The organism is Serratia sp. (in: enterobacteria) (genome assembly GCF_051654945.1).
Classification (GTDB): domain Bacteria; phylum Pseudomonadota; class Gammaproteobacteria; order Enterobacterales; family Enterobacteriaceae; genus Chania.
The window spans coordinates 123,226-149,199 of the sequence record NZ_JBOFZA010000037.1; the positions used below are offsets into that span (position 1 = coordinate 123,226).

20 protein-coding genes are annotated in these 25,974 nt (G+C 55.7%); 10 read left to right on the forward strand and 10 right to left on the reverse strand.

Annotation, left to right across the window (positions count from 1 at the left end; genetic code table 11):
* Positions 1–23 precede the first annotated feature (23 nt).
* On the reverse strand, positions 24–1,088 hold the full coding sequence (ulaG, locus tag ACRDCA_RS04190; RefSeq protein ID WP_438688422.1) for an L-ascorbate 6-phosphate lactonase: 1,065 nt from the start codon (positions 1,086–1,088) through the stop codon (positions 24–26).
* A gap of 410 nt (positions 1,089–1,498) precedes the next feature.
* Here ulaG and ulaA point away from each other — a divergent pair, with 410 nt between their 5' ends.
* From ulaA to ACRDCA_RS04210, 4 genes are read left to right on the forward strand one after another with little or no spacing between them, the layout of a single operon-like run.
* On the forward strand, positions 1,499–2,896 hold the full coding sequence (gene ulaA, locus ACRDCA_RS04195) for a PTS ascorbate transporter subunit IIC (protein ID WP_025119261.1): 1,398 nt from the start codon (positions 1,499–1,501) through the stop codon (positions 2,894–2,896).
* 14 nt (positions 2,897–2,910) lie between these two features.
* Positions 2,911–3,216 (forward strand): PTS ascorbate transporter subunit IIB, encoded by a 306-nt coding sequence (gene ulaB / locus ACRDCA_RS04200; RefSeq protein ID WP_025119260.1) that lies wholly within the window; start codon positions 2,911–2,913, stop codon positions 3,214–3,216.
* 10 nt (positions 3,217–3,226) lie between these two features.
* Positions 3,227–3,700, forward strand: a complete 474-nt coding sequence (gene ulaC / locus ACRDCA_RS04205; protein ID WP_438688423.1) for a PTS ascorbate transporter subunit IIA — start codon at positions 3,227–3,229, stop codon at positions 3,698–3,700.
* 14 nt (positions 3,701–3,714) lie between these two features.
* Positions 3,715–4,371 (forward strand): 3-keto-L-gulonate-6-phosphate decarboxylase UlaD, encoded by a 657-nt coding sequence (locus ACRDCA_RS04210; RefSeq protein ID WP_438688424.1) that lies wholly within the window; start codon positions 3,715–3,717, stop codon positions 4,369–4,371.
* A gap of 136 nt (positions 4,372–4,507) precedes the next feature.
* Here the strand turns inward: ACRDCA_RS04210 and malT are convergent, their stop codons facing one another.
* Complete coding sequence (gene malT / locus ACRDCA_RS04215; RefSeq protein WP_025119257.1) at positions 4,508–7,222, reverse strand: HTH-type transcriptional regulator MalT; 2,715 nt, start codon at positions 7,220–7,222, stop codon at positions 4,508–4,510.
* 598 nt (positions 7,223–7,820) lie between these two features.
* On the opposite strand from malT, the gene malP reads away from it, so the two are divergent.
* Both malP and malQ read left to right on the forward strand, forming a co-directional pair.
* A complete protein-coding gene (gene malP / locus ACRDCA_RS04220) occupies positions 7,821–10,226 on the forward strand; it encodes a maltodextrin phosphorylase (protein ID WP_438688425.1) in 2,406 nt (801 codons plus the stop codon).
* Positions 10,227–10,235: 9 nt separating this feature from the next.
* Positions 10,236–12,317, forward strand: a complete 2,082-nt coding sequence (gene malQ / locus ACRDCA_RS04225) for a 4-alpha-glucanotransferase (RefSeq protein WP_438688426.1) — start codon at positions 10,236–10,238, stop codon at positions 12,315–12,317.
* Positions 12,318–12,387: 70 nt separating this feature from the next.
* On the opposite strand, the gene nfuA is transcribed toward malQ, so the two are convergent.
* Together nfuA and gntX are read right to left on the reverse strand one after the other, a co-directional pair.
* On the reverse strand, positions 12,388–12,963 hold the full coding sequence (gene nfuA, locus ACRDCA_RS04230) for a Fe-S biogenesis protein NfuA (protein WP_438688427.1): 576 nt from the start codon (positions 12,961–12,963) through the stop codon (positions 12,388–12,390).
* Between the two features lie 58 nt (positions 12,964–13,021).
* Positions 13,022–13,705, reverse strand: a complete 684-nt coding sequence (gene gntX / locus ACRDCA_RS04235; RefSeq protein ID WP_438688428.1) for a DNA utilization protein GntX — start codon at positions 13,703–13,705, stop codon at positions 13,022–13,024.
* A gap of 34 nt (positions 13,706–13,739) precedes the next feature.
* On the opposite strand from gntX, the gene bioH reads away from it, so the two are divergent.
* Positions 13,740–14,510, forward strand: coding sequence for a pimeloyl-ACP methyl ester esterase BioH (gene bioH / locus ACRDCA_RS04240; protein ID WP_438688429.1), 771 nt, complete (start codon positions 13,740–13,742; stop codon positions 14,508–14,510).
* A 299-nt stretch (positions 14,511–14,809) separates the two neighbouring features.
* Positions 14,810–15,094, forward strand: a complete 285-nt coding sequence (locus ACRDCA_RS04245; protein WP_438688430.1) for a YdgH/BhsA/McbA-like domain containing protein — start codon at positions 14,810–14,812, stop codon at positions 15,092–15,094.
* A 42-nt stretch (positions 15,095–15,136) separates the two neighbouring features.
* On the opposite strand, the gene ACRDCA_RS04250 is transcribed toward ACRDCA_RS04245, so the two are convergent.
* The 5 genes from ACRDCA_RS04250 to greB all read right to left on the reverse strand — a co-directional run bounded on the left by ACRDCA_RS04250 (position 15,137) and on the right by greB (position 21,655).
* Positions 15,137–15,376 (reverse strand): FeoC-like transcriptional regulator, encoded by a 240-nt coding sequence (locus ACRDCA_RS04250; protein WP_438688431.1) that lies wholly within the window; start codon positions 15,374–15,376, stop codon positions 15,137–15,139.
* Positions 15,376–17,691 (reverse strand): Fe(2+) transporter permease subunit FeoB, encoded by a 2,316-nt coding sequence (gene feoB, locus ACRDCA_RS04255; RefSeq protein WP_438688432.1) that lies wholly within the window; start codon positions 17,689–17,691, stop codon positions 15,376–15,378. The genes ACRDCA_RS04250 and feoB overlap by 1 nt, the downstream gene beginning before the upstream one ends.
* An 81-nt stretch (positions 17,692–17,772) precedes the next feature.
* A complete protein-coding gene (feoA, locus tag ACRDCA_RS04260) occupies positions 17,773–17,991 on the reverse strand; it encodes a ferrous iron transporter A (protein ID WP_438688433.1) in 219 nt (72 codons plus the stop codon).
* A gap of 586 nt (positions 17,992–18,577) precedes the next feature.
* Complete coding sequence (locus ACRDCA_RS04265; protein ID WP_438688434.1) at positions 18,578–20,908, reverse strand: Tex family protein; 2,331 nt, start codon at positions 20,906–20,908, stop codon at positions 18,578–18,580.
* Between the two features lie 264 nt (positions 20,909–21,172).
* On the reverse strand, positions 21,173–21,655 hold the full coding sequence (greB, locus tag ACRDCA_RS04270) for a transcription elongation factor GreB (RefSeq protein WP_438688435.1): 483 nt from the start codon (positions 21,653–21,655) through the stop codon (positions 21,173–21,175).
* Positions 21,656–22,031: 376 nt separating this feature from the next.
* Here greB and ompR point away from each other — a divergent pair, with 376 nt between their 5' ends.
* Both ompR and envZ read left to right on the forward strand, forming a co-directional pair.
* Positions 22,032–22,751, forward strand: coding sequence for an osmolarity response regulator transcription factor OmpR (ompR, locus tag ACRDCA_RS04275; protein WP_004709363.1), 720 nt, complete (start codon positions 22,032–22,034; stop codon positions 22,749–22,751).
* The gene (gene envZ, locus ACRDCA_RS04280) at positions 22,748–24,118 is read left to right on the forward strand and encodes a two-component system sensor histidine kinase EnvZ (RefSeq protein ID WP_025122397.1); all 1,371 of its coding nucleotides are present in this window, start codon (positions 22,748–22,750) and stop codon (positions 24,116–24,118) included. The genes ompR and envZ overlap by 4 nt, the downstream gene beginning before the upstream one ends.
* Before the next feature lie 130 nt (positions 24,119–24,248).
* On the opposite strand, the gene pckA is transcribed toward envZ, so the two are convergent.
* A complete protein-coding gene (gene pckA, locus ACRDCA_RS04285) occupies positions 24,249–25,868 on the reverse strand; it encodes a phosphoenolpyruvate carboxykinase (ATP) (protein WP_438688436.1) in 1,620 nt (539 codons plus the stop codon).
* Positions 25,869–25,974 lie beyond the last annotated feature (106 nt).

The following is a 25,974-nucleotide window of genomic DNA, read 5'->3' on the forward strand; positions in this document are numbered from 1 at the left end:
CGTCCCGTTCTCATGTTTAACCGTTACAGGAAGGATTTAAACGGCAGATCCGGCTCAAGGGTAAAGCAATCGTCAAAGCCGCGTGGATAGTGATATTCAAAGTTGTCTTTATCCAGCGGCCAGGTGAATTTGCCTCCCACCTGCCAGATAAACGGCTTAAAGCCATATTTCAGCCGGTCCTTTTTCATTTCCCACAGTACGCGGATTTCCTGCGGATCGGCCTGGAAATTTGACCAGATATCATGATGGAACGGGATCACCACCTTGGCATTGAGCGATTCCGCCATGCGCAGAATGTCGGCGCTGGTCATTTTATCGGTAATGCCGCGTGGATTTTCGCCATAGGAGCCGAGTGCCACGTCGATCTGGTGTTCGTTGCCGTGCTTGGCGTAATAGTTGGAGTAGTGGGAATCCCCGCTGTGGTAAAGATTGCCGCCAGGGGTTTTGAACAGATAGTTGACCGCCCGCTGATCCATGCCGTCTGGCAGCATGCCCGCCGCTTTTTGCTCCACCGGCAAGGTGATCAGCGCCGTGCGGTCGAAGGCATCCAACGCATGGATTTCCACATCCTTGATTTTGATGACATCACCAGGCTTCACGACGATGCAGCGCTCCGCCGGTACGCCCCAGCCGAGCCAGATATCCACGCAGCTCTGTGGCCCAATAAAGGGCACCGTGGCGGCACAGTTTTGCATCACCGCAGCGGCGACGTTGACGTCGATATGGTCGTTATGATCGTGAGTGGCCAGTACCGCATCAATCTGTCTGATGGCAAAGGGATCGAGGACGAACGGTGTAGTGCGCAGGTTGGGTTGCAGCTTTTTCACCCCGGCCATGCGTTGCATCTGGTGGCCGGTTTTCATCAGTGGATTGCCGTGGCTCTGCTTGCCGGTACCGCACCAGAAATCGACGCACAGGTTGGCATTTTCCTCTGATTTTAACCAGATACCGGTACACCCCAGCCACCACATGGCGAAGGTGCCGGGGGCAACCTGTTCCTGTTCAATTTCTTCATTCAGCCAGGAGCCCCACTCCGGGAAGGTGTTCAGGATCCATGACTCGCGGGTAATGGTAGCAACTTTACTCATGATTTATGCCTCATTTTCAGGGGTTTCCATATCACATTTAATCAAAAGTTATCATTTAATGATTTATTGTGACTTGTTTTGCTGAATCTAGCACCGTTTATGCGTGCTGACAACCGGTGTTTAATCGTTCGAAAACCGGCTTTTTGGTGCTGTTCATCGGCTCTATGTACAGAGGCTCAATCATTAACTTGTATTTAATTCAATGGGTAATGGAATGCCCCTTAACGCAGCTCGTTGAATGTACAGATTTTTTCCATATAACTTGCGAGGTTGTTCACAAATAATCATTTATGATCTTTTGGTGATTCACTGTGATTGCTATGGTAAGCCTGTCCCTGCGTTACGGTGACGCACTGCTCTAGCGACCAGCGGCGTTCCCTACGGCGCATAAACGCTACATGGAGAGCCGTATGGAAACCCTCTACACCATCTTCACCGTATTTTTTAATCAGGTGATGACCAACGCCCCATTGCTACTGGGCCTGGTTACGCTGCTGGGCTATCTGTTGCTGCGCAAGAGCGCGGCGGTGATCATCAAAGGTACCATCAAAACCATCATCGGTTTTATGCTGTTGCAGGCCGGTTCCGGCATCCTGACCGGCACCTTCAAACCGGTGGTGGCCAAGCTTTCCGAGGTTTATGGCATCAACGGTGCCATCTCCGACACTTACGCCTCGATGATGGCGACCATTGAACGGATGGGGGATGCCTACAGCTGGGTGGGCTATGCGGTGTTGTTGGCACTGGCGCTGAATATTGTCTATGTTTTGCTGCGGCGCATCACGGGTATCCGTACCATCATGCTGACGGGCCATATCATGTTCCAGCAGGTGGGGCTGATCGCGGTGTTCTTCTACATCTCGGGCTACGACATGTGGACCACCGTATTGTGTAGCGCCCTGATCGCCTCGCTGTATTGGGGCATCACCTCCAACATGATGTTCAAACCAACCCAGTCGGTGACGGAAAACAGCGGTTTTTCCATCGGTCACCAACAGCAGTTTGCCTCCTGGGTAGCTTATAAGGTGGCACCTTATCTCGGTAAAAAAGAGGACAGCGTGGAAGACCTCAAGCTGCCCGGCTGGCTGAATATCTTCCATGACAATATCGTTTCTACCGCCATCGTGATGACGGTGTTCTTTGGCATCATCCTCTGCTCTTTTGGGCTGGATACCCTGCAACAGATGGCGGGTAAAACCCATTGGACGATCTACATCCTGCAAACCGGCCTGATGTTTGCCGTCGCTATCTTCATCATCGTGCAGGGCGTGCGGATGTTTGTTGCCGAACTGACCGAAGCCTTCAACGGTATCTCTCAACGCCTGATCCCTGGGGCCGTACTGGCCATCGACTGTGCTGCCATTTACAGCTTTGCGCCCAATGCCGTGGTGTGGGGCTTTATGTGGGGCACCGTGGGGCAACTGATCGCCGTGGGCGTACTGCTGGCAGTCGGATCCTCCATCATGATCATTCCCGGTTTTATTCCCATGTTCTTCTCCAACGCTACCATTGGCGTGTTTGCCAACCATTTCGGCGGCTGGCGTGCGGCGATGAAGATTTGCCTGGTGATGGGGATGATTGAAATCTTTGGCTGCGTGTGGGCCATCAAACTGACCGGGCTGAGTGCCTGGATGGGCATGGCGGACTGGTCAATTCTGGCACCGCCGCTGATGCAGGGCCTGAGCTTCGGCCTGTGGTTTATGGGCGTGGTGGTGATTATCGCGCTGCTGTACATGTTCTTCGCCGGGCGCACGCTGCGCGCGGAAGAAGATGCGGAAAAACAACTCACTGAATCGGCTTCAAACTAACTGGAGAGCACATCATGACGGTACGAATTCTGGCGGTATGCGGTTGTGGGCAAGGCAGTTCCATGATCATGAAAATGAAAGTCGACCAGTTCCTCACTCAGCAGGGCGTAGACCATACGGTCAACAGCTGCGCGGTGGGGGAGTACAAGTCCGAACTGAGCGGCGCCGACATCATTATTGCCTCCACCCATGTGGCGGACGAAATCACCGTCAGTGGCAACAAGTATGTGGTGGGGGTGCGCAATATGCTGTCGGCCGCAGACTTCGGCCCCAAGCTGATGGACGTGATCGGCGCTCATTTCCCCAAAGACATCAAATGAGGCAACGGCCATGAAGCTGAGTGATTCGCTGGCGCACAATCAGTCGATCTTGTTGCAGGCAGAGGCACAAGACTGGCAGCAGGCGGTGAAGATTGGTGTCGATCTGCTGGTGGAGGCTGGGGTCGTAGAGCCGCGTTATTTCAACGCCATTCTGGCCGGGGTAGAGCAGTTTGGCCCGTACTTTATCTTGGCTCCGGGGCTGGCCATGCCCCACGGCAGGCCGGAGGAAGGGGTTTTAAAAACCGGTTTTGCTCTGGTTACGCTGAAAACGCCGGTCTGTTTTGGCGATGAGGACAACGACCCGATCGATATTTTGATCACTATGGCGGCGGTGGATGCCAAAACGCATCAGGAGGTCGGCATTTTACAAGTGGTTAACCTGTTCGAGGATGAGGCCAATTTCGATCGCCTGCGGGCCTGCCGCACGCCACAGCAGGTGCTGGATTTGATTAACCAGACTTCTGCCGCTGCGGCAGAACACTAAGGAGAATAAGCAAGATGGCAAACACTTTACCGATGTTGCAGGTCGCGCTGGATAACCAGTCAATGGATGATGCCTATCGCACCACGCGCCTGATCGCCAACGAGGTCGATATTATCGAGGTTGGTACCATTCTGTGTGTGGCGGAAGGGGTGCGGGCGGTGCGCGATCTGAAGGCGCTTTATCCAGACCGTATCGTGCTGGCGGATGCCAAAATTGCCGACGCTGGCAAGATCCTCTCACGCATGTGTTTTGAGGCTAATGCAGACTGGGTCACGGTGATCTGCTGTGCCGATATCAACACCACCAAAGGGGCGTTAGAGGTAGCGAAAGAGTTTGACGGTGATGTGCAGATTGAGCTGACCGGTTTCTGGACCTGGGAACAGGCGCAGGAGTGGCGTGATGCGGGGATCCAACAGGTGGTTTACCACCGCAGCCGCGATGCGCAGGCCGCCGGGGTTGCCTGGAGCGATGCGGATATCACCGCCATCAAACGCCTGACCAGCATGGGCTTCAAGGTGACCGTGACCGGTGGTTTGGCTCTGGAAGATCTGCCACTGTTCAAGGGCATTCCAATCCATGTGTTTATTGCTGGCCGCAGCATTCGCGATGCCGCCGATCCCGTGGCTGCTGCCCGTGAGTTTAAACGTGCTATCGCCCAACTGTGGGGTTGATATTTTGCCTTCACCCCAACGCAATTAACCCGTGAAACTTCGTAAAATAGCAGATAAACAAGGTGTTACGCAAAGCTATCAATGAACTCGATCGGTTCCCTCTCCCTGTGGGAGAGGGTTAGGGTGAGGGGGAGAATTAAGCGCCATACCCCATCATTTTCAGCAACTGCTGCGCTTGCTGCACCGCTTCCTGCCGATGGGCAACCCCCAGTTTCTGATACAGATTACGGATATGGGTTTTGATGGTGGTGGCCGCCACCGCCAGTTCCCCGGCGATCTGATCGTTGCTGTAACCGGAGTAAATCAGGCCCAGCACCTGCCATTCACGTTGTGTCAGCGGGCTAGTGCGAATCAGCTCCGGCACCTGCGGGTGAGTCAGCAGCTTATCGACGAAGTTCTCATCAAAATGGGCGAACTTGTGCCGATGATGCTGGTTGATATCGCGCAGAATACGCTGAGCACGATGCTGCTCCATCTCTGGCAGCGTATTGAGCTGGATCAGCTGACGCAGTTGCTGCGCCATAGCCTCTCCCTCGATCACAAAGTGGCTGATAAATCCGGTGCGGTTGGCCAGTGAGAGTGACTCTATCAGCACGCGCTGGGCATCCACTTTACGATCCATCTGCCAGTAGAGCTGGTTGCTGAGCAGCAGGTTACGGTTAAGGTCACTGACCAACCGCAGGCGGCGAGCATTTTCGTTCAATTCATCCAGCACCACTTCGGCTTCTTCGTACTGCCCAAGCAGGATCTGTACGCGGGCGATATTACGCCATTGCCCCTGCATAAAGTGGTTATTGGCCATCCCCGGTTTTTCGGTATGACGCAGCCAGTTGGCCGCAGCGGCGGTATCACCGGTCATCTGCCAGTGGATCACCCGCGGTTTATCGGCGTTGGTCAGCCAGTCTCGGTGATACTGTGAGCCGTGCAGCAGCACTTCGCTGCGCAGCAGGTGGGCGTTGGCATTATCCAGATCGCCACGCGCCAGCGAGCATTTCGCCAACATCGCCAGGCATTGCAACTGTTGCTGCGGCTGGTAGTTAGCCAGGACCTTCAGCCCCTCACGTGCTGCCTCTTCGGCTTCGTCCAGCCGAGACCACGACCACAGTACCTGCGAGCGAATGCGCAACAGGAACTCGTGCATCGGTAACTGCTCCAGATGCTGTTCCCGCACCAGCTCAAAGGCCTTATCCTGCGTTTCGTAGGCGGCTTGCAGGAACCCTTGAGCGATCAGGATTTCACTCTGCTGCAACAGCGCCCATAGCGCGTAGTGGTAAGCCTGGTGGCGGCGTGCCATCTGTTCGGTTTGCTGCATCATGGGCAGCGCCCGCGCCAGTTCCCCTTTGCAGTGGTGAACTTCACCGGTGACCGAAGTGGCCACGATACGGCTGTAATAGCTGGAAAGCGGCAGGAACTTCAGCGCCTCGGTAGCCAGACGTTCGGCCTCTTCCGGTTTGCCTGCGTTGATTGCCACCTGCGCACGCAACGCGTCAAATTCGGCATGCAGCGTCTGGTCGATAACGATTTTTTGCTGGAGCATGGCCTGTTCGGCTCGTTCCAACTGAGTATTCACTTCGCTGTAACGGTGCTGGCTTTGTGCCAGCCAGGCTTGCAGCAGCGCCAGCTTCGGATTCTGGATCAGCCGTTCGTACGGCAGGGCATTCAGGCATTCTTCCAGCAGCGCCAATTCGCTGTGGTGGAACAACGACCAGGCATGTTGCAACAGGATATCGCGCAGCATGCTGACATCGCTGGCCGCCAAGGCATGGTGGATGGCCTCCGCCGGATAGCCGAGGGCCAGCCAACCTTCTGCGGCGGCACGATGCAGGCCGGGCAGCTCCAGCGCCAGTTCCCACTGGCAACGCTGGCGCAGGAACGAGGCGAACAGCGGGTGGAAACAGAACCACTCGCCGGTGTCGTCCATGCGGTGAATAAACAGACCTTGGCGCTCAAGCTCTTCCAGGCGCTGCTGGCCGTTGTCTTCCCCGGTCAGGCGCACGATTAACGCGTCGTTCATCGAACGCAGTACCGAGCAGCGTAGCAGGAACGCACGCGCGTCGGCATCAACGCGATCCAGCACTTCATCCACCAGATAATCGGACAGGTGGCTGGCGTTCAGCCCGGCCAGGCGTTTGGCAGATTGCTGAGCGGAAGAGGTGGATTGGCGGGCGGAGAGGGCGATCAGCTGCAAGGCGGTTGCCCATCCTTCCACTTCGTCGCACAGGCGGCTGCTGTCATTGTGTTCCAACGGGGAACTAAGACGGCAGTCAAAGAACTGTTTCGCCTCCTGATGATTAAAGGCCAGTTGCCGCGTACTCAGCTCTAATAGCTGATCGCGGACGCGAAGGTTGGCGATCCCCAGGGGCGGTAAGGTGCGCGAAAGGATCAGCAGCGTCAGATTTTCCGGCTGGTGGCGCAGGAAGAAGCGCATCGCTTCATGGATCTGGTCGTTGGTGATCAAATGGTAATCGTCGATCACCAGGTAGAGCGGTTGGTGCCATTCGGACAGCTCGATAAACAGCTGGGCAAACAGCGCCGAAAGGCTGGCGTATTGGTGTTTCTGGCTTAAGGCTTCGCTTTTTACGCAGTGGCCAGCGGTGGCCTGCTGCAGTGCGGCGATCAGATAACTGGCGAAGCGCTCCGGCTGGTTGTCGCTTTCGTCCAGGGAGTACCAGCCCAGATCCGATTTTCCTGCGGCCCACTGTGCCACCAGCGTGGTCTTACCATAGCCTGCCGGGCAATTGACCAATGTCAGGCGATAGTTTGCCGCACTGGCTAACTTCGCCAGCAGACGATCGCGAACCACGGTATTTTGCAGCCGTACCGGGCGGCTCAGTTTTGATGGGATCAGCATAATGTTCCAGATATAAAGTGCGGTTCCCGCCGCCGAAGGACTGCCCGAGAAAATTTATTTCACCGTGTTCCTGCCTCGGGACCGGGGCTAAATTAATTATTTTGTGGCTCGTAATTAATCCCCCTCCTTAAGGTCGAACATCATCAACGGTATTGCAACAAGCTTGCGCTTTGGCTTGAAGTTAAATTGCTATTGATCACACTTTTTTACGTTTGCCCGATGATCGGCATCAGTGATGCTTTATATAACGCCCGATTATCCACACTCAATGAGGTGTCTCTGTGCTATTTACAGGGAAGTACAAAACTTCATCGGTCAGAATAACTATGCTAACGTCGTGATCGTGGTTAGTCGTCTGATTTATGCTCATCGCCAGTGTCGATAAGCTGCTTTGCTGTGCGGAAAGAGGGTTGAAAAGTGCCTGAGATCACAGTTTCAGCTACGCCCCAATCCTCCTCCCCAGCTAATCCCCAGGCGGGATGATGCCATTGCTCGTTCTCCCCGGCACGATAGTGAAAAAATTGGCCCATTTACTACCCAATGAAACTCAAGTTGCCGCTTGAAAGACGACGGGTACACCGGATAGAGAGTCTTACCTATGTCACAGCCTATGCTCAAAAAGGACGTTTTTCTGGCTGCACTGACTCGTCAGTGGCAGCGCTTTGGCCTCAGCTCCGCACAGCAGATGACCCAGCATCAATGGTGGGAGGCAGTGAGTGCCGCTCTCGCCGAACAACTGGCCGCACAGCCTGCACCACGTAAAAGCAGCAAACCGTTGCGCCATGTGAACTACATCTCGATGGAATTCCTGATTGGCCGGCTGACCGCCAACAACCTGATCAACCTCGGCTGGTACGATACCGTTGAAGCCGCGTTGGCAGAACAGGACGTCAAGCTGGCGGATCTGTTGGAGCAGGAAACCGATCCGGCATTGGGCAACGGTGGCCTGGGTCGTTTGGCCGCTTGCTTCCTGGACTCGATGGCAACGGTAGAGCAACCGGCCACCGGTTATGGGCTGAACTATCAATACGGGCTGTTCCGCCAGTCGTTCAAAGAGGGCCATCAACAGGAGGCTCCGGATAACTGGCAGCGTGAGAGCTACCCATGGTTCCGCCACAATGCGGCGCTGGCCGTGGACGTTGGGATTGGTGGCAAGGTAGAGAAACTGGCCGATGGCCGCCAACTGTGGCACCCGGAGTTTACCCTGCGTGGTGAAGCCTGGGATCTGCCGGTGCTGGGCTTCCGTAACGGAGTCACCCAGCCACTGCGCCTGTGGCAGGCAACGCATGCTCATCCATTCGATCTGGGGGATTTCAACGACGGCAAATTCCTGCAGGCGGAAAAGCAGGGTGTTGAAGCCGCCAAGTTGACCAAGGTGCTCTATCCGAATGACAACCATCAGGCTGGCAAACGCCTGCGCCTGATGCAGCAGTATTTCCAGTGTGCCTGCTCGGTGGCCGATATTCTGCGTAAGCACCATCTGGCCGGGCGCAAGATTGAAGAATTGCCGAAGTACGAAGTGATCCAGCTCAACGACACCCACCCAACCATCGCGATCCCAGAGCTGCTGCGTATTTTGCTCGATGAGCACCAGTTGGATTGGGATGCTGCCTGGGCGATCACCAGCAAGACCTTTGCCTATACCAACCACACCCTGATGCCAGAAGCCCTGGAGTGCTGGGATGAGAAGCTGGTTCGCAGCCTGTTGCCGCGCCACTTCGCCATCATCAAACAGATCAACGCCAATTTTAAGCAGCTGGTGGATAAACACTGGCCGGGCGATGACGCCGTTTGGGCCAAGCTGGCGGTGCATCATAATAAGCAGGTGCGCATGGCAAACCTGTGTGTAGTCAGCGGCTTTGCGGTTAACGGTGTAGCTCAGTTGCACTCGGATCTGGTGGTCAAAGATCTGTTCCCGGAATATCACCAGCTGTGGCCGAACAAATTCCACAACGTCACCAACGGCATTACGCCGCGCCGCTGGCTCAAGCAGTGCAACCCAGCGTTGTCTGGCTTGATCGACACCACTTTGAACGTTGAATGGGCCAACGATCTCGATGCGCTGAAGGGGCTGGAAAAATATGCCGAAGATGCCGCCTTCCGCGAGAAGTATCAGCAGATCAAGCGCGATAACAAGGTGATCCTGGCTAATTACGTGCACAGCGTCATGGGGCTGACGCTCAACCCGGATGCGATCTTCGACGTGCAGATCAAACGCCTGCACGAATACAAACGTCAGCACCTGAACCTGCTGCACATCCTTTCGCTGTATCGTCAGCTGCGGGATAACCCGGATCTGGACATCGTGCCACGCGTGTTCCTGTTTGGTGCCAAAGCCGCGCCGGGCTACTACCTGGCGAAGAACATCATCTATGCGATCAATCAGGCCGCAGAGAAGATCAATAACGATCCGATCGTCAAGGATCGCCTGAAAGTGGCCTTTATCCCGGATTACCGCGTTTCCGTTGCGGAACTGATGATCCCGGCAGCGGACATTTCCGAGCAGATCTCGACGGCAGGTAAGGAGGCTTCTGGTACTGGCAACATGAAACTGGCGTTGAACGGTGCACTGACCGTTGGCACGCTGGACGGGGCCAACGTCGAGATTGCCGAGCAAGTCGGCGAGGACAACATCTTCATCTTCGGTAACACCGTGGAGCAGGTCAAGGCGCTGTTAGCCAAGGGGTATGATCCGCTGAGTTATCGCAAGAAAGACAAACACCTGAAAGCGATCCTGGACGAACTGGCCAGCGGCGCATTCAGCCACGGTGACAAGCACGCTTTTGATATGATGCTGCATAGCCTGTTGGAAGGCGGCGATCCGTATCTGGTGCTGGCGGACTTTGCTTCCTACTGCGAAGCTCAACGGCAGGTAGACCAACTGTATCGTGACCGCGACGAATGGACGCGCCGCACTATCCTTAACACCGCGCGCGTAGGCATGTTCAGCTCGGATCGTTCGATCCGTGACTATCAGCAACGCATTTGGCAAGCCAAGCGTTAAGGAGTGCGAATGAGTAAAGGTATCGATCAGGTAGCAGCCCAGGCTGGAATTGCTGCCGATTACATCAATGCCCATGGCCAGCGGCAGGCGACGCCGCTGGAAACCAAACGTAAGCTGTTGGCGGCGATGAATCCTGCATCATTGCAACCGTCAACGGCTCCCTTGCCGGCAGTGAAGGTTTTTTATCACGGCAACCCGGTGGCATTGCCGCTGGGCGGAGAAGGCGAGTTTCATTGGGTGTTGTTGCGTGAGGACGGAAGCCAGCAACAGGGCCGGGCCTGCGCACATAAAACGTTGACCCTGCCGGGCGAATTACCGCTCGGCTATCACCAGCTCACTTTGCAGCAGGGTGAGCAGCAATGGGCCTGCCGGCTGATTGTCGCGCCCAAGCGTTGCTACGAGCCGGATGCCTTGCTGACCGGCAAGAAGCTGTGGGGAGCCTGCGTACAGCTCTACACGCTGCGATCCGAGCGTAACTGGGGTATTGGGGATTTTGGCGATCTGCGGGCGATGGTTGGCGAAGTGGGGGAACGCGGTGGGGCCTTTATCGGGCTCAATCCGATCCACGCGCTGTATCCGGCCAGCCCGGAAAGCGCCAGCCCTTATAGCCCGTCGTCACGCCGCTGGTTAAACGTGGTGTATATCGACGTCAACGTGGTGGAGGATTTCCAACTTAGCCAAGCCGCGCAAAAGTGGTGGCAGAAAGCCACGACGCAAAAACGGTTGGCTAAGGCACGCAATAGCGATCTGGTGGACTACAGCACGGTAACGGAGTTGAAGCTGACGGCATTGAAGCTGGCTTTCCCGCATTTCCAGGCGCGTAAGCCGCAGGATGCGCTGAGGCAGGAGTTTGAACGCTTTGTCGGGGAGGGGGGCAGCAGCCTGTATCAGCAGGCGACGTTCGACGCGTTACATGCCCATCTCATCACTCAAGACAGCACTATGTGGGGCTGGCCAGCCTGGCCGGAGGAATATCGGCAGGGTAATAGCCCGGCGGTGGAAACCTTCTGCAAGCAGCACGAGGATGAGGTTAGCTTCTACCTGTGGCTGCAATGGTTGGCGGTCAGCCAGTTTGCCGAGTGCTTCAGCCAAAGCCAGCAGCGGCAGATGCCGATTGGCCTGTATCGCGATCTGGCGGTCGGGGTGGCAGAGGGCGGAGCGGAAACCTGGTGTGAGCGCGAGCTGTATTGCATGCAAGCCTCGGTAGGTGCTCCGCCGGATATCCTTGGGCCGCTGGGGCAAAACTGGGGTCTGCCGCCGATGGATCCGCATGTGATGGTGGCACGAGGCTATCAGCCGTTTATCGATTTGCTGCGGGCCAATATGACCAGCTGTGGCGCCTTGCGTATCGATCACGTGATGGCGATGTTGCGCTTATGGTGGATCCCTTACGGCGAAACGGCCGATCACGGTGCCTATGTGAAATACCCGGTTGACGATCTGCTGGCGCTGTTGGCCTTGGAGAGTCAGCGCCATCGTTGCATGGTGATTGGGGAAGATCTGGGGACCGTGCCGGTGGAGATTGTCGGCAAGCTGCGTGATAGTGGCGTCTATTCCTATAAGGTGCTGTATTTCGAGCACGATGCTGACAAGCAGTTCCGTGCGCCGCAGTCTTATCCGGTGCAGGCGATGGCGACCATTACCACCCACGATCTGCCAACGCTGCGCGGCTATTGGCAAAGCGGCGATCTGACGCTCGGTAACCAGCTGGGGTTATACCCGGATGCGCAAGTGCTCAAAGAGCTGTTTGCCGATCGTGAGCGGGCCAAGCAGGGGTTGCTGGATGGGCTGCATCGCTACGATTGTGTACCGCAAAAGGTGGGTAAGAAAGCCTCGTTGCTGAGTATGAGCCCGTTGCTGAATCGGGGTCTGCAACGTTATGTGGCGGATAGCGCCAGCGCGCTGTTGGGCCTGCAACCAGAAGACTGGTTAGACATGGCGGACCCGGTCAATATTCCAGGCACCAGCAATGAATATCCAAACTGGCGGCGCAAGCTGAGCCAGACGTTGGAAGCGATGTTTGCCGATCCCGAAGTGAATCGTTTATTGAAGGATTTGGATAAGCGACGCAGAAAGGTTTCGGTAGGTTAAATACACAGGGGCGGTTTGCCAGCCCCTGCGAAATGGCTAGGGGCGCTGCAGGCAGCGCCCTTTGCGAGCATCAGTAGTAGGAGTGATCGCCGCGCTGGTGTTCAGTAAGATCGCGTACGCCTTTCAGTTCCGGGAACTTTTGCAGCAGCTCTTTCTCGATCCCTTCCTTCAGCGTAACATCCACCATCGAACAACCGTTGCAACCGCCGCCGAACTGCAGGATGGCCAGTGCGTCGTCGGTGATTTCCATCAGCGTAACGCGGCCGCCGTGGCCAGCCAACTGCGGGTTGATCTGTGATTGCAGCACGTATTCTACGCGCTCCATCAGTGGCGCATCGTCGTCCACCTTACGCATTTTGGCGTTAGGCGCTTTCAGCGTCAGCTGTGAGCCGAGCTGATCGGTGACGAAGTCGATTTCGGCATCGTCCAGGTAAGGCGCGCTCAGCTCATCGACGTAAGCGGACAGCTTCTCGAACTTGAGTTCGGTGTCGGTCGCTTCCACCGCGTCTGGCGGGCAATAAGAGACACCGCATTCGGCCGTCGGCGTACCCGGATTGATCACGAATACGCGGATTTGGGTGCCTTCTTCTTGGCTTGCCAACAGTTTGGCAAAGTGTTCCTGTGCAGCATCTGTTATACGGATCATAGCATTAGCTCAATAGTTGACTTCTATAGTAGGTTATAATACGCCCATTGCCGTGGTACTACAACGTGCGGCAAACGCACCAAATCTGCAACGATGCGACGCCCTGATTCTGTAATAGTGTAGCGATTTCTGCCATGGTGCTGCCAGTGGTAACCACATCATCCAACAATGCCACATGCTTGCCAGCCAGATCCTCATCACAACGAAAAGCACCACGCAGATTACGCCGCCGCAGGCGTGCTATCAGTTGCTGTTGTGGCGCAGTCGCCCTGATCCGGCGCAATGCCGCAGGGCGATATTCACAACCCAACCAGCGGGCCAGTGGCCGTGCCAGCAGATCGCTTTGGTTATAGCCACGTCGCCAGCAGCGTTTGTCCTGTAAGGGTACCGCTAAAATCACTTCCGGTCTGTTCAGATGTTGCTCTCGGTGTGCTTGCAGCCAGTGCAGCAGGATCAAACGGGCCAGCGTGGGAGCCAGCGCCGGTGCCTGATGAAATTTGAAATTTCTGACCAGGGTGCTGATGGGCGGGCGGTAATCGGTAGCAAATACCAGCGCTTGCCAAGGGGGCGGTTTTTGCAGGCATCGTCCACAGGGCTGCAGGGCATCGCCACTGGGCAAGCCGCAAGTAGGGCAGCAACAGGGTTTTACGGGCAGCGAGCGTAGGCAGTAGCTACAAATGCCCTGTTGCATTAGCCGTAATGGCTGTCGGCATAGCCAACAGCGGCTGTGGATTGGTAGCATGGTCTCTTCCCCCGTTTTAGCAGGACAATAACTGATGAGTATGTTGTATTGGCAGACAATAGGTGAAGGCGATCGCGATCTTGTGCTGTTGCACGGATGGGGATTGAACGCCGAGGTCTGGGGTTGCACATTGGAGCGATTAGCTCCGCATTTTCGTCTGCACCTGGTGGACTTACCCGGCTATGGCCGTAGCCAGGGTTATGGGGCCGTCTCGGTAACGCAGATGGCGGAGCTATTGCTGGCCGCCGCGCCCAGGCAGGCTTACTGGTTAGGCTGGTCTCTTGGCGGGCTGGTGGCGGGGCAGATCGCACTTATGCAGCCTGAAAGGGTTACCGGGCTGATCACTGTGGCTTCTTCACCCTGCTTTACGGCACACGATCCGTGGCCGGGGATCCGCCCGGAAGTGCTTAGTGGCTTCCAACACCAGCTTAGCCATGATTTTCAGCGCACTGTGGAACGCTTCCTGGCACTGCAAACGCTGGGCACGGAAAGCGCCCGTCAGGATGCGCGCCAGTTGAAAGCCGTGGTGCTCAATCAGCCGATGCCGGGTGTTGAGGTGCTCAACGGGGGGCTGGAAATGCTGCGCACGGTGGATCAACGCCAATCACTGACGGCACTGACAATGCCAGTACTGCGGATTTATGGCTATCTCGATGGGTTAGTGCCGCGCAAAGTCGCAACCCTGCTGGACGAGTTGTGGCCAAACTCCACCTCGGTGGTAATGGCCAAAGCGGCTCATGCGCCGTTTATTTCCCATCCAGACGCATTCGCTAACATTATTAATCACTTTGCCGCAACCGAGTAAGGATGCGGTCTGGCGGGGATATCTTATTGATTACAGATTATAAAAGCACAAAACAGCGGTAAAAAATTAGCCAATAGGTGGATAAAAATCGAACCTGTTCGATACTTGAAGGGGTAAATGCGCGGCTGCAAGGTGAATATGTCCGTATCAATTTTCACTTTGGCGATTTGTTTCTGGGCAGAGAGAGCTTCGTCAGGGAAAGCAACGAAGCTGTTAGACGTCGCGGTAGCCAGGCTCGATGACGCATTTATTGTTGGTCGCTTTCATAAAAACTAATTTATCCATTGAGAGGTATTGTCATGAAATCATTGAAGATGATCGTTGCGGCGCTGATTGTAGGTTCAGTATCTTTCAGCTCGATGGCGGCAACTTTGCTAACTAAGGACGAACTGGATAAGAACCCAGGCAAGTATGAGAAAGTTGGCACCGTGTCTTCAACTGCACAGGCCACCGACCCGATGGACTTGAAAGATGAATTGTCCAAACTGGCCGATGAGAAAGGGGGCCAATACTTTGTCGTGCTGGCTGCCCGTGAGCACGGCAAGTTCAGCGCCGTAGCTGACGTGTATAAAGACAAGCAATAATCTTCAAACGAGGGGCGCAGGTAAACTGTCGCGCCCCTGTATTTAGCCCTTCAAGCGATAAATCACCGTTTTACACGCCAGTCCTTCCGGGCAACTCTTGCAACTGCCGCTCAGGCATTCGCTGTTATCAAGCTCAATACGTTCAACTTTTCCTAACGCGGTCAAACGATCCAACATGGCCTCAACCAATGGCAAAGGTGTTGCCAGTTGTTGGCTAAGCTGTTGCGCCTGAGCGCCGCCTTGCAGGGCTAGCGCATCACGCAGTTGCAGCAGGCTGGCCATTAGTGACAGTCACTCTGCGAACTTTGGCAACAGGATGCCGAGGTGGCGCTACGCAAACGGATGGTTACCCGGCTACGTGCCTTGCGCAAGCCCAATAGCACCAGCGCATTGAACAGCAGTACGATCAGGATTGCCGTTGCGCTGTACTGCGGATGTTGGCTGAAGGTCGCGACCTGATAGAACAGCGTTGCCAGTGAGTAGGCCACGTTCAGGCCCCACAGGATGGAGAAGGTCATCCAGCCACGGCTGGATTCCCGCGCAATCGCTCCCATCACCGAGACGCAGGGGACATACAGCAACACGAAGATCAGATAGCTATAGGCCGAGATTGAGGTGCCAAATTTGCTGCTCATCATGCCCATGGAACCAACGCCCATTTCACCATCACCCTTGCTGGCTTCTATGGGGTTGGAAAGTACGCTCAGGCTGAAGGTGTCCTTCAGGCCCTGCCAGGTTTCATTAACGGCAGCACCCAGCTCATCAAGCAGATTGAAATTGGCGGCATCGAAGTGCTCATTGGTGATGTTCTCTGCGGTGTACAGCGTGTTGAGCGTCCCGACCACCACTTCTTTTGCCATCGCCCCTGTCACCAGCCCGACGGTGGCTTGCCAGTTATCGTTATGCACGCCCATGGGTTGTAATAACGGCGTCAACACTTTGGAAACGGAGGCCAGTGCTGAATCATTGATGCTGTCTACCGGTTGGCCGCTGAACGAGAAGCTGTTCAGGCCGCCAATAAAGATGCTGGCAATTACAATCACTTTACCGGCGCGCAGTACGAAACCTTTCAGGCGCTGCCAGGTTTGCAGCAGCAAGCTTTTCAGATGAGGCACGTGGTAAACCGGAAGCTCCATCACGAACGGCGATGCTTCACCGCGCATGATGGTGTATTTCAGTACCAGGCCGGTGAGGATTGCCACCACGATGCCAAGCATATACAGCGAGAACACCACGCCCGCGCCATCCTGGCCGAAGAAGGCTGCGGCAAAGACGGCAAAAATGGCCAGGCGTGCGCCGCAGGACATAAACGGAGCCATCATGATGGTGATCAGGCGCTCGCGTGGGGCATCCAGGGTACGTGCACCCATAATGGATGGCACGTTACAGCCAAAGCCGACGATCAGCGGAACAAAAGATTTACCCGGCAACCCGAGCGCCTGCATCAGGCGATCCATGACAAACGCCGCACGAGCCATATAGCCGGAGTCTTCCAGGAATGACAGGAACAGGTACATCATGCCGATCTGGGGGACCAATGGCAGCACGGTATTGATACCGCCCCCTACGCCCTGAGCCAGGAAGACGGTCAGCCACTGCGGGAAATGCAGGGTATAACCGACCCATTGGATACCCTGGATAAAAATAGCCGCTGAACCGAGATCGAAGATCGGTTGCAGCGCACCGCCGATGTTGATCGCCAATACGAACATGATGTACATCACCAGCAGGAAGATTGGTACCCCCAGCCAGCGGTTGAGGATCACTCGATCCAGCACTTCCGTCAGGCGGTTGGGTAATGCCTGCTGTGAGTTGCTGACCGCATCGCAGAGGGTGGCAATCGACTGGTAGCGGGCATCGGCAATCACCAGCGCGGGATCTTCCTGTTGCAGCTGTTGCAGTGCCAGCCTGGCCTGTGGCAGTAGTGCGGTGGCTTTACCGGTCAACTGATGGCTGTAGATATCGCCTTCCAGCATTTGCAGGGCCAGCCAGCGCCGCTGTTCGGTGGGCAACTGTTGAGGCATGGCTTCAGTCAGCGTCGCAATTTCGTTGAGCAGCAGTGGCGGATAGGCCACCAGCGCTTTTAGCTGATTGAAACGATGGTTGTCGATGGTCTGCTTCAACAGGCCAACGCCGTCGGCCTTGGTGGAAACCATGGATACCACCGGGCAGCCGAGACGCTCGGCAAGGGCGGCGACATCGATCTCGATATTCTGGCTCTTGGCAATATCCTGCATGTTCAACGCCACGATGCACGGAATACCCAGTTCCAGCAGTTGCAGCGTCAGGTAGAGGTTACGCTCAAGGTTGGAGGCATCGACCACGTTGATCAGCATATCCGCATCGCCGCTCAGGATGTAGTGACAGGCGATCTGCTCATCCAGCGAGGTCTGCTCGGAGATGGTGGTGAGCGAGTAGGTGCCGGGTAAATCAACCAGCGTCACCTGCGACTGCGGCGTCGTAAATTGGCCCTCTTTACGCTCAACCGTCACCCCGGCCCAGTTTCCGACCCGCTGGCGCGCCCCGGTGAGCTGGTTGAACAGCGTTGTCTTGCCCGAGTTCGGGTTGCCGATTAAGCCAATAGTGAGTTTTTTCATAAACCAACGTGATATCAGTGAATTAATTATCGGCCGTGTTTGCACACGGCAACAGCCAGAGGCGGGGACAGCGCGTTACGGTTAGCCATCGAGCAGGATCAGATCTAAATCTTTTTTACGCAATACCAGGCTAACGCGGCGAGTTTTTATTTCTATCGGATCGCCCAGCGGTGCCACGCGTACCACGTCAAACTGCGAACCGGGTAACATGCCGAGCGACAGCAACTTCTGGCGGTACGCCGGGCTGATCTCGCTGGAGAAGCCGGTAATTTTATAGGTATGTTTAGGGAGCAGCTGCATATTGCCTTCTCAATGCGTTGGGAATTCCCACAGGAATGCCACCTTCAGAACATTTGCTGCCCAGACGACCTGTAAAAAGGTGTATGGGGCCAGAAGCGCCGAGTCATAAAGCGGAGCAATGAATACGCAGAATCATAGTGATAACCATTATCGTATTCAATACAGAATATGTGGGTAATTGTAAGCAGCGACTCATTTAAAAGAGGCGGCTCGCTTGCCTTAGTTTTAGCACTAAGCCCAACGCACTGCAAATGAGCGCAAAAGGTTAATTAAGTTGCGAATTTGTGCATATTCTTGCGGTGATGAAACAGTTGTAACCCCATTTGCGCGCTGGAGAGTTTCACCGCGCGGAGCTGGCAACATCGTTTGCTGTAAATGAGAGGGGTAAGTATTTGTGTTTACAGCACAATAGCCAGCCTGAAAACGCGGTGTTAAGAAGGGTGTTAATAAAGTGGAGTTGGAGTCGGCTTGAAGAGGAAGAGGGTAACGTAAAATCGAGAGGCAAAAAAAACGTCATTATGTTGCCGAAAGTCAAAAAAAAGCGGTTGAAGAGGGCGGAAATTATTCCGCCCTGCTCGCAGGAAGATTATTTCTTACCGAACGCAGCGGCCAACGCATCACCCATGGCGCTGTTACCCGCTGGAGTGCTGTTGCGTGGTTTAGGCTTATTGGCCGCCGGGCGTGAAGTCTTATCGCGTGCTGGAGCATTATTATTGCCCCCGCCACGGCGTGCGGAACCTTCGCCCGGTTGTTCATCCAGGCGCATGCTCAGCGCGATACGCTTACGCTGCAGATCCACCTCCATCACCTTCACCTTGACGATATCGCCGGCTTTCACCACGGTGTGCGGATCTTCAACGAACTTGTCCGCCAGTGACGAGATATGTACCAGGCCGTCCTGGTGGACACCGATATCCACAAAGGCACCAAAGTTGGTGACGTTGGTGACCGAGCCTTCCAGGATCATGCCAATCTGCAAGTCGTTAAGGGTTTCTACCCCTTCGGCGAAGGTGGCGGTTTTGAATTCCGGACGTGGGTCGCGGCCCGGTTTTTCCAGCTCTTTCAGGATGTCGGTGACCGTGGGTACGCCGAATTTCTCATCGGTAAAGTCGCTGGCTTTCAGGCTGCGCACCGCGCTTGGGTTGCCCATCAAGTCTTGCAGCGCCTGGCGAGTTGCGGCCAGGATACGTTCCACCACCGGGTAGGTTTCCGGGTGGACGGTTGAGGCATCCAGCGGGTTATCACCGTGGTTGATACGCAGGAAGCCCGCGCACTGCTCGAAGGCTTTTGGCCCCAAACGGCTCACTTTCAGCAGTTGTTCACGGTTGCTGAAGCGGCCATTCTCGTCACGCCAGGTGACGATGTTCTGCGCCATCATGCGGGTCAGGCCAGCGACGCGGGTCAGCAACGGCACGGAGGCGGTATTCAGGTCAACGCCAACGGCGTTCACACAGTCTTCCACCACCGAGTCCAGTTTCTTGGCTAACTGGCTTTGGCTGACGTCGTGCTGGTATTGGCCAACGCCGATAGATTTAGGATCGATCTTCACCAGTTCCGCCAGCGGATCTTGCAGGCGGCGGGCGATGGAAACCGCTCCACGCAGCGAAACGTCGAGGTTCGGGAATTCCAGCGCGGCCAGTTCAGAGGCGGAATACACCGAAGCGCCAGCCTCGCTGACAATCACTTTCTGGGCTTTCACATCCGGGAACTGCTGTTGCAGTTCGGCAAAGAAACGCTCGGTCTCGCGGGAGGCGGTGCCGTTACCGATGGCAACCAGCTCAACCTTGTGTTTGGTGCACAGCGCAGCCACCACCGCAGCGGCTTTGGCAGCCTGCCCGGTGTGTGGGTAAACGGTATCGGTGGCAACCAGCTTGCCGGTGGCATCAACCACCGCCACTTTAACCCCGGTACGCAGACCTGGATCCAGGCCCATGGTGGCGCGCATACCGGCCGGGGCTGCCATCAGCAGATCGTGCATGTTACGGGCAAAGACGTTGATCGCTTCGTCTTCGGCGCGCTCACGCAGGGTGCCCATCAGTTCGGTTTCCAGATGCAGCAGCACCTTGATGCGCCACGTCCAGTTAACTACGGATTTGCGCCAGGCATCTGCCGGCGCGTTGTTCAGACGCAGGTTGAGATGGTTGGTGATAATCAGCTCGCCCTGGCTTTCACGCGGGGTCTCTTCAAACTGCGGATCGGCATTCAGCGCCAGTTGCAGCACGCCTTCATTGCGGCCACGGAACATCGCCAGCGCACGATGTGAAGGCACTTGCGCGATAGGTTCGTGATGGTCGAAATAGTCGCGGAACTTCGCGCCTTCTTCTTCTTTACCCTCGACAACCTTGGACACCAGATGGGCGTTTTTCCACAGGTAGTCACGCACCTTGGCCAGCAGGGTAGCGTCTTCGGCAAAGCGTTCCATCAGGATGTAGCGCGCGCCGTCCAACGCGGCTTTGACGTCTGCCACGCCTTTCTCTGCGTCGACAAAGCTTTCGGCCAGCGGTTCTGGCTGCTGTTGCGGATCCTGCCACAGAGAGTCGGCCAGCGGTTCCAGACCGGCTTCGATAGCGATCTGCCCACGGGTGCGGCGTTTAGGTTTGTAGGGCAGGTAAAGGTCTTCGAGTTCGGTTTTGCTTTGCGTGGCGTTAATCGCCCCCGCCAACTGTTCGGTCAGCTTGCCCTGATCGTCAATGGACTTGAGGATGGTTTTGCGGCGATCTTCCAGTTCACGCAGATAGCCTAGACGAGTTTCCAACTGGCGCAGTTGGGTATCATCCAGGCCCCCGGTAACTTCCTTACGGTAGCGTGCGATAAACGGCACGGTATTGCCCTCATCCAGCAGACGGATGGCGGAGTCAACTTGCTCCGGGCGGGCCTGCAGTTCGGTGGCAATGATGCGGCTCAGTGGATCAGTCATAGGTCAGGTATCTGTTAGCAGCGATAATCAATAGGGGAACAGTTATACGTTTTACCGGGAAAAAATGCCAGTCTGGAGGGCTTAATGCTGGTCAGTTTGTCCCCTCACCCCAACCCACTCCCACAGGGAGAGGGAGCTGTGTGGCGTCGGGATCTGGAGCGGGAGTCAATCTGTAGCAGGGAGGCGCGGAGGGTGAATACTGTAGTTGAGTTGTGGCATGTTCGGTCCCCTCTCCCTATGGGAGAGGGCTAGGGTGAGGGGCAATTATTCGGCGTCTTTGACATACTCGATCTCATTGACCGTCCAGTAGGCAATGCCCGCCGGGGTTTCAACCGTCGCCGTGTCCCCCACCTCTTTTTTCAGCAAGGCGCGGGCCATTGGCGAGTCGATGGAGATGTAGTCTCTGCGGCCAAAGATTTCGTCATAGCCCACGATGCGAAAGCGCTTGGTATCGCCATCGTCATTTTCGATCTCCACCCAGGCACCAAAGAACACCTTGCCCGCCTGCTGTGGCGAATAATCGACAATTTTCAGCTGTTCGAGGCATTTGGTGAGGTAGCGCACCCGGCGATCGATCTCACGCAGCCGCTTTTTATTGTATTGGTAATCGGCGTTTTCGCTTCTGTCGCCCAGGCTGGCGGCCCAGGTGACTTTCTTGGTCACTTCCGGACGGTCTTCGCGCCACAGGAAATCCAGTTCTTTTTTGAGCTTGTTGTAACCCTCACGGGTGATCAGCAATGTTTTCATCGTTATCCATCATCAAATCACAGGAAGTGGGCGATTCTCGCATAAAGCGGTCACGATATCCGGTGGCGTTTTTTTTATAAACCTGAGGTACACTGCCAATTCGCCAGTATTGCGGTTTTCTGCCAAGAGTGTACATCATACGCAGCGGGAAGTTTTTTACCGTTCGGCGCCCCTGATTTAAGTGAAAATTGTTGATATTTGGGCAAAAGAATAAGCTTTGTAACAATTTCGTCTAGAATATATACCATTAAACGCTGTCAGTAATGATGGAGTTTTTGAACAATACAGGCTGTTGCCAAATAGCCGCCAGCGGTACCAATGCATAAGTGCGGGCCACAGTCTAGAATCAGGCAATAAAGCCTTTGGGAGTCAGACAATGCAAGAGAATCACAAGATTCTGGTCGTCGATGATGACATGCGCCTGCGTGCGCTTTTAGAGCGTTACTTAACCGAACAAGGCTTCCAGGTTCGCAGCGTGGCCAACGCTGAGCAAATGGATCGTTTGCTGACGCGTGAGTCTTTCCATCTGATGGTATTAGACCTGATGTTGCCGGGTGAAGACGGGCTGTCTATTTGCCGTCGTCTGCGCAGCCAAAGCAACCCGATGCCGATCATTATGGTGACCGCCAAGGGTGAAGAAGTAGACCGTATCGTCGGGCTGGAAATCGGTGCCGATGACTATATCCCTAAACCGTTCAACCCACGCGAGCTGCTGGCCCGTATCCGTGCGGTGTTGCGCCGTCAGGCCAACGAGCTGCCGGGTGCGCCTTCGCAAGAGGAAGCGGTGATCGCCTTCGGTAAATTCAAACTGAACCTCGGCACGCGCGAGATGTTCCGTGAAGATGAACCTATGCCATTAACCAGCGGTGAGTTCGCCGTGCTGAAAGCCTTGGTCAGCCACCCACGCGAACCGTTGTCGCGCGATAAGCTGATGAACCTGGCCCGTGGCCGCGAATACAGTGCGATGGAGCGTTCCATCGACGTGCAGATCTCGCGCCTGCGCCGCATGGTTGAAGAAGATCCGGCACATCCACGCTATATCCAGACCGTTTGGGGTCTTGGCTACGTCTTCGTCCCGGACGGCAGTAAGGCATGAGGAGATTACGCTTTTCACCGCGTAGCTCGTTTGCCCGAACTTTGCTGTTGATCGTCACCTTGCTGTTCGTCAGCCTGGTGACGACCTATCTGGTGGTGCTTAACTTCGCCATCCTGCCCAGCCTGCAGCAGTTCAATAAGGTGTTGGCATACGAAGTTCGTATGCTGATGACCGATCGGCTGCAACTGGAGGACGGCACCTTGCTTGAGGTGCCGCCAGCGTTCCGCCGCGAGATTTACCGCGAGCTGGGCATCTCTCTCTACACCAATGCGGCTGCGGAAGAGAGCGGCCTGCGCTGGGCGCAACACTACCAATTCCTCAGTCAGCAGATGGCCCAGCAACTGGGAGGCCCGACCGACGTCCGCGTCGAGGTGAACAAAAACTCCCCGGTGGTCTGGCTGAAAACCTGGTTACAGCCGGATATCTGGGTGCGCGTCCCGCTGACCGAAATCCATCAAGGCGATTTCTCGCCGCTGTTCCGCTATACCCTGGCGATTATGTTGCTGGCGATAGGCGGGGCCTGGCTGTTTATCCGCATTCAGAACCGCCCCCTGGTAGAGCTGGAGCATGCCGCCTTGCAGGTAGGCAAAGGCATTATTCCGCCGCCGCTACGCGAGTATGGTGCCTCTGAGGTGCGCTCCGTGACCCGGGCCTTCAACCAGATGGCCTCCGGGGTGAAGCTGTTGGCCGACGACCGTACATTGCTGATGGCAGGGGTCAGTCACGACTTGCGCACGCCGTTGACGCGTATCCGGCTGGCAACGGAAATGATGAGCGAGCAAGACGGCTATCTGGCGGAGTCGATCAATAAAGATATCGAAGAATGTAACGCCATCATCGAACAGTTTATTGATTACCTGCGTACCGGCCAGGAGATGCAAACCGAAATTTGCGATCTGAATTCTATTCTGGGCGAAGTGGTGGCCGCAGAAAGCGGCTACGAGCGGGTGATTGAAACCGACATCCTGCCGGGTGAGTTGATGGTGGATGTGCATCCGCTATCGATCAAACGTGCGGTAGTGAACATGGTGGTCAACGCGGCGCGCTATGGCAACGGCTGGATCAAGGTCAGCAGTGGGCGTGAACTGCAACGCGGCTGGTTCCAGGTGGAAGATGATGGCCCCGGTATCAAACCGGAGGAGCTGAAGCACCTGTTCCAACCCTTTGTGCGCGGCGACAGTGCGCGTAGCACCAGCGGTACCGGGTTAGGGCTGGCGATCGTACAGCGTATTATTGATGCTCATGCCGGTGTGCTGGATATCGGCACCAGTGAGCGCGGTGGGCTGCGTATCCGGGCTTATCTCCCATTACCGATCGAAAAGAAAGAAGCTGCCAGCGGCAATCCGCCTGCTAAAGAAAACGCTTAAACTTTTAACGGGCGCAGCATGCAGCGCCCCGACAAATCGACGCCAAGTGCAAATCAGCGACTAATCCCAATCGACCACCAATAGAAAAGGCGCGGAGTCCGCGCCTTGGCTTAGGGGGTAATTAACGTTATTACAGTTTCGGACCCGCGCTGACCAGTGCCGCGCCTGCCGGGGTATCGGTGTACTTGTCGAAGTTGGTGATAAAGCGGTTCGCCAAATCGTGCGCCTTTTCTTCCCATTGCTCCAGGTTGGCATAGGTAGCACGTGGGTCGAGGATCGCCGGATCAACGCCTGGCAGGGCGGTTGGCATCGACAGATCGAAGATTGGCAGCGTAATGGTTTCTGCCTTATCGATTTCACCGTTGAGGATGGCGTCGATAATGCCGCGGGTGTCTTTGATCGAGATACGTTTACCGGTACCGTTCCAGCCGGTATTCACCAGGTAAGCCTGCGCTCCGGCCGCCTGCATACGCTTGACCAGCACTTCTGCATACTGGGTTGGGTGCAGCGACAGGAAGGCAGCACCGAAGCAGGCAGAGAAGGTTGGCGTGGGTTCGGTAACGCCGCGCTCGGTGCCGGCCAGCTTGGCGGTGAAGCCGGACAGGAAGTGGTACTGGGTCTGGTTAGCCGTCAGGCGTGATACCGGCGGCAGTACGCCGAAGGCGTCCGCAGTCAGGAAGATCACCTTGGTGGCATGGCCCGCTTTAGACACCGGCTTGACGATGTTGTGGATGTGGTAGATCGGATAGGAAACGCGGGTGTTCTCGGTTTTCGAACCGTCGTTGAAGTCCACGGTGCCGTCGGCCAATACGGTGACGTTTTCCAGCAGCGCATCACGCTTGATGGCGTGATAGATGTCTGGCTCGGCCTCTTCCGACAGCTTGATGGTTTTGGCGTAGCAGCCGCCTTCGAAGTTGAACACGCCATCGTCGTCCCAGCCGTGCTCGTCATCGCCGATCAGCTGGCGTTTCGGATCGGTGGACAGCGTGGTTTTGCCGGTGCCGGACAGGCCGAAGAACACCGCCACGTCGCCTTTCTCGCCCACGTTGGCCGAGCAGTGCATGGAAGCGATGCCTTTGAGCGGCAACAGGTAGTTCATGATGGAGAACATACCCTTCTTCATTTCGCCGCCGTACCAGGTGCCGCCGATCAGCTGCATGCGCTCTGTCAGGTTGAATGCCACGAAGTTTTCCGAGTTCATTCCCTGCTGCTGCCAGTTCGGGTTGGTGCACTTGGCGCCGTTCATCACCACGAAGTCAGGCTCAAAACCTTGCAGTTCTTCATCGCTCGGGCGGATAAACATGTTTTTGACGAAGTGCGCCTGCCATGCCACTTCTGTGATAAAGCGGACTTTCAGGCGGGAGTCTGCGTTGGCACCGCAGAAGGTATCGACCACGAACAGGCGCTTGCCGGAGAGCTGCTCGGTGACCAGTTTTTTCAGATCTGCCCAGACTTCAGGGCTGAGGGGTTTGTTATCGTTCTTGCCTTTACCCTGATCGGCCCACCAGACGGTGTCCCGGGTAATATCGTCACGAACGATGTACTTATCTTTTGGCGAACGACCGGTAAAGATGCCGGTATCGACGGCCACGGCACCCAGATTGGTGACTACACCACGCTCAAACCCTTGCAGAGAAGGGTCCGTTTCTTCCTTAAACAGTAATTCATAACTCGGATTGTGAACGATTTCACCAACGTTATGAATTCCATAAGCGGCTAGATCCTGGTGGGTTATACCATTAACACGCATGTCACTACTCCTTGATCACAGAATTTCTGGCGACAATTGTAGGGATCCATGGCGATGTAACCGCGATAGGTATCAAATATTTAACGTATTAAACGTTTTTTAGTTA

Excerpts from the sequence above, each read along its gene's own strand:
- ACRDCA_RS04245 (WP_438688430.1), top strand. The coding sequence starts at position 14,810 with ATGAAATCATTGAAGATGATCGTTGCGGCGCTGATTGTAGGTTCAGTA.
- greB (WP_438688435.1), bottom strand. The coding sequence starts at position 21,655 with ATGAAAACATTGCTGATCACCCGTGAGGGTTACAACAAGCTCAAAAAA.
- ompR (WP_004709363.1), top strand. The coding sequence starts at position 22,032 with ATGCAAGAGAATCACAAGATTCTGGTCGTCGATGATGACATGCGCCTG.
- envZ (WP_025122397.1), top strand. The coding sequence starts at position 22,748 with ATGAGGAGATTACGCTTTTCACCGCGTAGCTCGTTTGCCCGAACTTTG.
- pckA (WP_438688436.1), bottom strand. The coding sequence starts at position 25,868 with ATGCGTGTTAATGGTATAACCCACCAGGATCTAGCCGCTTATGGAATT.
- malT (WP_025119257.1), bottom strand. The coding sequence starts at position 7,222 with ATGCTGATCCCATCAAAACTGAGCCGCCCGGTACGGCTGCAAAATACC.
- nfuA (WP_438688427.1), bottom strand. The coding sequence starts at position 12,963 with ATGATCCGTATAACAGATGCTGCACAGGAACACTTTGCCAAACTGTTG.
- bioH (WP_438688429.1), top strand. The coding sequence starts at position 13,740 with ATGAGTATGTTGTATTGGCAGACAATAGGTGAAGGCGATCGCGATCTT.
- malQ (WP_438688426.1), top strand. The coding sequence starts at position 10,236 with ATGAGTAAAGGTATCGATCAGGTAGCAGCCCAGGCTGGAATTGCTGCC.
- ulaG (WP_438688422.1), bottom strand. The coding sequence starts at position 1,088 with ATGAGTAAAGTTGCTACCATTACCCGCGAGTCATGGATCCTGAACACC.
- ulaA (WP_025119261.1), top strand. The coding sequence starts at position 1,499 with ATGGAAACCCTCTACACCATCTTCACCGTATTTTTTAATCAGGTGATG.
- feoA (WP_438688433.1), bottom strand. The coding sequence starts at position 17,991 with ATGCAGCTGCTCCCTAAACATACCTATAAAATTACCGGCTTCTCCAGC.
- ACRDCA_RS04210 (WP_438688424.1), top strand. The coding sequence starts at position 3,715 with ATGGCAAACACTTTACCGATGTTGCAGGTCGCGCTGGATAACCAGTCA.
- ulaC (WP_438688423.1), top strand. The coding sequence starts at position 3,227 with ATGAAGCTGAGTGATTCGCTGGCGCACAATCAGTCGATCTTGTTGCAG.
- malP (WP_438688425.1), top strand. The coding sequence starts at position 7,821 with ATGTCACAGCCTATGCTCAAAAAGGACGTTTTTCTGGCTGCACTGACT.
- feoB (WP_438688432.1), bottom strand. The coding sequence starts at position 17,691 with ATGAAAAAACTCACTATTGGCTTAATCGGCAACCCGAACTCGGGCAAG.
- ulaB (WP_025119260.1), top strand. The coding sequence starts at position 2,911 with ATGACGGTACGAATTCTGGCGGTATGCGGTTGTGGGCAAGGCAGTTCC.
- gntX (WP_438688428.1), bottom strand. The coding sequence starts at position 13,705 with ATGCTACCAATCCACAGCCGCTGTTGGCTATGCCGACAGCCATTACGG.
- ACRDCA_RS04250 (WP_438688431.1), bottom strand. The coding sequence starts at position 15,376 with ATGGCCAGCCTGCTGCAACTGCGTGATGCGCTAGCCCTGCAAGGCGGC.
- ACRDCA_RS04265 (WP_438688434.1), bottom strand. The coding sequence starts at position 20,908 with ATGACTGATCCACTGAGCCGCATCATTGCCACCGAACTGCAGGCCCGC.